A 4,892-nucleotide genomic window follows, 5' to 3' on the forward strand; every position below is an offset into this window, starting at 1 on the left:
GTTTAGCTTCTAACTTTCTATAAGATTTAGCACCAACAAAAACCTCGCCAGTTGAAAGTGTCGCTAATGATTTTATTCCTAAATCAACACCAACTACATCTACTGATTTCTCAGTAATCTGAGTTGCTGTCTCTACTTTGAAACTGATAAACCAACGGTCGGCTTTTCGGCTGATAGTTACAGACTTAGGGGTAATATTATCTGGCAAAATTTCATAAGTTTTCACCCATCCGATCCTTGGTAATTTTATGCGATTAAAGCCTACTGATATTGAGCCATCTAGAGTGAAACTATCATCTCTACCTTTTTTCTTGAATTTAGGCACTCCCGACACTTTACTAAAGCAACGCTTACTCGCTAGAGATAAATATCTCAAAGCATATTGAGGAGGAGTTTTAGACACTTCATAATACCAAGAGTTACTAGGCTTAACTATTGCTACTAAAAGTTTATGCGTATTCGTTTGCCGTCGGAAATTTAAGTTTACTATCACGATTGTTGCAATTGTGAGTAAGGATATTTCTAGTTAGCCATAATCCCCAATTCCAGGCGTGCCTAGCTACACCAGCGTGTTTAGCTAGCAGCGTTTTTTGCACTTTTGTGGGGCGGAGTTCAGTTTTGAATCCAAGTAGCATAAACAGATAATCCCAGATTTTTATAGATAATACCAGATTTTAGTCAACAGTTACAAGCCCCCTGACTTATGACTCCTGATACCAAGCGTGATAAATGTTTGCTACAAATAGCTTGGGGATTTTTGTTTGAGTCAACCCACCCCTAACCCCTCCGGTGGAGGGGAAGACAGGAGTCAGGAGTCGTATGGGAATAACTTCGATGCCATTTATTAGTTCATAACTTATCCTATTAGTCAAAGGGACATCTCCTGTAAAATCATTTTATCCCTCTTATTATTCATAACATTCTTTTTTAAAATTGGTATGATATCATGTCCGGTAGCATCGGAGCGTATATAAAATTAAGGTCAAAATGGGCAAAAAACTTCTGCCTTCTGCCTTCTGCCTTCTGCCTTCTGCCTTCTGCCTTCTGCCTTCCTTTCACCAAAATATAACTATTCAAGCGGGCATGATATGACTCCTATCTATGCCAAAAGCACATACCGCGTGCAAAGATACCAAATTGATTCTATACATAAACCATAACTAATTGTAGGGGTTTGGCTACCAAACCCCTACAAAATTTCACCTTGGTCTCCAGATAACACTATCCAAGTTTATACTTACAAATCCTAATTCACCTTAAACTCAGCAACATTCTTTTCTAAATCTCCAGCAACTGCTAGTAACTTAGCAAAAGAATCTGCTACAGTCATAGATTGTTCAGAAGTTTGATTAGCGATCGCCGCCACTTCCTCCATTGTTTTCGATAGTGCGTCAGAAGTATCAGCTTGAGTATTAGCAGAAACAGTAATCTCCTCTACCAACTCACCAATCTTTCCACTCACATCCAACACATTTGTCAGAGATTTTCGTGCCCCCTTAACTAATTGAGTACCAATCATTACCCGCTTTCGCCCAACTATCATTGCTTTGATAACTTCACTGGTGCCAGATTGAATCTCCTCAACAATTTGCTCTATTTCCTGAGTAGCACTAGCTGACTGCTCTGCCAGAGAACGTACTTCACTAGCAACTGTCGCAAATCCTTGGTCATCTTGCCCTGCCCTAGTTGCCTCTACCGAAGCATTCAATGCCAAAACATTTGTTTGATTTGCCAAATCATTAATCAAACTCAGTACCCGGGAAATCTTCTTAGAAGTTTCCCCTAAAATTTTAACCTTCCGGGCAGTCGCCTCCACTGTTTTCTGAATTCCCACAATCCCATCTACAGTCCGGTTCATAGCAGCATCACTGGTTTGGAGAATCTTATTTGCCTGCTGCACCTTAGCTTCTGCTTGTTGAGAATTAGCTACCACTACTTTCACTGAATTAGCCATGACCTGAATTTGTTGAAGAGCATTCGCTACTACTTCAGCTTGGCGTTGAGCTTCACCAGACAACTTTTTAATTTCTGTTTCATTACTTTCTGTGGTCGAACTCACAACATTGGTTGCCGACTGCACCTGAAATACTAACTGCTGCAAGTTTTCAATTGTGGCATTAAAGAAGTCAGCTACAGTTCCCATTACCCCAGTTGTTACAGCAGCTCGTACTGTCAAATCCCCATCGAAAGAATTTTCAATTTCTGACAAAAATGTTTCTATCTGACTTTCTAATAATTCTTTTTGCTGTTGCTGCTTAATAGATACATTTTCTGCTTTTTGGCGAGCTTGTTCAATTTCTTGTAACAAAAGCGCCTGGTCTAGAGCGTACCCTATCTGTAAAGCTACTTGTTTAAACACCTCAACATCTGACTCTAACCAGTTGCGAGTTTCGGAACATTGATGCACACCTAGTAAACCATAAAGATTTTGGTTAACTAAAATCGGAACTACAATATTCGCTTTAACTTGCCATTTTCCTAGTTGCTCTTCATGGCAAGCTGTTAAACCTGCTTTACTCACATCTGGTGTAACCTGTACCCGACCTTGACGATATGGTTCCACATAATCTGCCGGAAAACAAGTTACCTCAGTTTCCATATCTGCAATATTGATATATCCCTGTCTTACCGCCTCACTAATAATCTTGCCATCCCAATCTTCATCAAAGCGATAAACTACCACCCGGTCAGCTTCTATTAATTTTAGTGCCTCTTCTACTCCTGTACGGAAAATGCGTTCGATGTCAAGAGATTCCCGAATCCTTAAGCTAATTTGATTCAGTTTTTTAGACCGTTCTACAGTCGTTTTTTGCTGTTTTATCAGGTTTTCCTGTTCGACTGCAAAACCGATTTGAATTGCTAACTGCTTAATGAAATCTACTTCTGAGTCTTTCCAGTTCCGGGGAGCAGAACATTGATTAGTCACAAAGAAACCATAGAGCTTTTTGCCAATAATAATTGGAGCTGTCAAGGTCGCTTTAATTCCTAGAGGTTCAGCATCTTTTAAGTAACATTCAGTGTTCTTAGCATCATCAATCATGGTTTGAGAGGGGTCGTGGAGATCGTTGAATACCTTAACTCGCCCTCGCAAATAAGCTTTAATATGATGTTCCTTAAAACATTTACTATCCAGCTTACTACCCATAGCAGTAGGCCACATACTATCTACTGATTCAGCTACAACAGTACCATTGTAGTCATCATCTAACTTATAAATCATCACTCGGTCTGCTGCCAACACTTGGCGAGTCTCCACCACTACTGTGTTAAAAATATCCTGTTCATTTAAGGACTCCCGAATCAATGAGCTAATTTCATTCAAGCGTCGTGCTTGTTCGGTCGCGACTTTTTGCTGTTCTAAAAGTCTTTTTTGTTCTAAGGCAGTGCTGATTTGACTAGCTAACTGTTTGAGAAAGTTGATTTCTGATTCTTGCCAACTTCGAGGTTTAGAACATTGATGAATAATCAAAAAACCATATACTTTTGCTTCTAGTAGAATTGGAACAATAATATTTGCTTTAACTTCAAAGGGTTCTAATAGTTTTAAGTAACACTCAGATATCCTAGGATTATTAATATTGTCAATTTTGTTAATTTTTCCGCGCAGATAAGGTTTAAAATTTTTGGCAAAGCAAGGGTCAGCTATTTTCTTACCCAGAGTAGCTGTCCAACCCTGGCCTACAGATTCTGCTACCACTGTACCAATCATATGCTCATCAAATTGATAGATTATGGCGCGGTCTGCTCCTAGAGTATTACGAGCTTCTTCAATGACAAGATCAAAAACTGCTTCAGTGTTGGTGCTTCTGCGCAGACTGTTGGAAATTTCGTTTAATAATCGAGCTTGTTTAGCTGCAGCTTGTTGCTTTTCTAATAAGTATGCTTGCTCTAGAGCGTACCCCACTTGAATAGCAACTTTCTGGATCAAGTCTATTTCTAATTCTGTCCAATCTCTAGGGCCAGAACATTGGTGAGCAATCAACAGACCTTGCAGTCTCTTCTCTACTACAATGGGAGCCACTAAGTTAGCTTTGACCTCAAAGGGTTCGAGTTGACCAATATAACAATCAGTTAATCCCGCTTCATAAATATTTTCTGTAGCCTGAACTCGCCCTTGTTGATAAGATTGTACATAACGGTCAGCAAAACAGGGGTCAGCAATTTCTGCTCCGAAGGCTTTTGGCCACTTACTGCCAACTGATTCGGCAATGACTGTGCCTTTCCATTCACTATCAAATTCGTAGACTACTACTCGGTCTGAGTTTAAAGCACTGCGAGTTTCTTCGACTGTAGTAACTAATATGTCTTTAAGATTTAGAGATTTACGAATTTCAGCGTTGATGTAATTTAATTTTTGAGCTTGTTGGGTAGCTTCCTGTTGTTTTTCTAATAGTAAGGCTTGGTCTACAGCGTAACCTACTTGAATTACTAGTTGCTGGAAAAATTCGATTTCTGATTCTATCCATTCTCGGGGTTCAGCGCAATGATGAGCTATTAATAAACCCATTAATTCTCCGCTTGCAAGAATGGGGGCAACTAAATTTGCTCTGACGGCAAAGGGTTCGAGTTGACCAATGTGACAATCAGTTAATCCCGCTTCGTAGATATCAGCGATCGCCTTTACCCGCCCTTTTTGATAAAATTCTACATAACGGTCAGCAAAACAAGGGTCAGTTATTTCGGCCCCCAGGGCTTCTGGCCATTCCATGTCTACTGATTCGGCAATGACTTTGCCTTGCCAATTTTTATCAAATTTATATACTATTACTCTGTCTGTTTGTAAAGCATATCTCACTTCTTCTACAACTGTTTTAAATATATCTTTGAGGTTGAGAGATTCCCGAATATTAGAGGTTATTTCGGTTTACCTTTAGTAATTACAGCACTTTTAG

At 39.6% G+C, this 4,892-nt stretch carries 4 protein-coding genes; all 4 read right to left on the reverse strand.

Annotation, left to right across the window (positions count from 1 at the left end; all coding sequences use genetic code 11):
• Positions 1-403: RNA-guided endonuclease InsQ/TnpB family protein (locus F6K22_RS31825; RefSeq protein WP_293107512.1), on the reverse strand; the 403-nt coding region annotated here is incomplete at its 3' end.
• A gap of 46 nt (positions 404-449) precedes the next feature.
• The gene (locus F6K22_RS31830) at positions 450-635 is read right to left on the reverse strand and encodes a helix-turn-helix domain-containing protein (protein WP_293107515.1); all 186 of its coding nucleotides are present in this window, start codon (positions 633-635) and stop codon (positions 450-452) included.
• Positions 636-701: 66 nt separating this feature from the next.
• Complete coding sequence (locus F6K22_RS31835) at positions 702-872, reverse strand: hypothetical protein (protein ID WP_293107518.1); 171 nt, start codon at positions 870-872, stop codon at positions 702-704.
• 374 nt (positions 873-1,246) lie between these two features.
• Entirely contained in the window at positions 1,247-4,858 is a 3,612-nt protein-coding gene (locus F6K22_RS31840; protein WP_363274866.1) for a GAF domain-containing protein, read from the reverse strand.
• Positions 4,859-4,892: the final 34 nt, after the last annotated feature.

The sequence above is a fragment of the Okeania sp. SIO2F4 genome (assembly GCF_010672385.1).
Classification (GTDB): domain Bacteria; phylum Cyanobacteriota; class Cyanobacteriia; order Cyanobacteriales; family Microcoleaceae; genus Trichodesmium.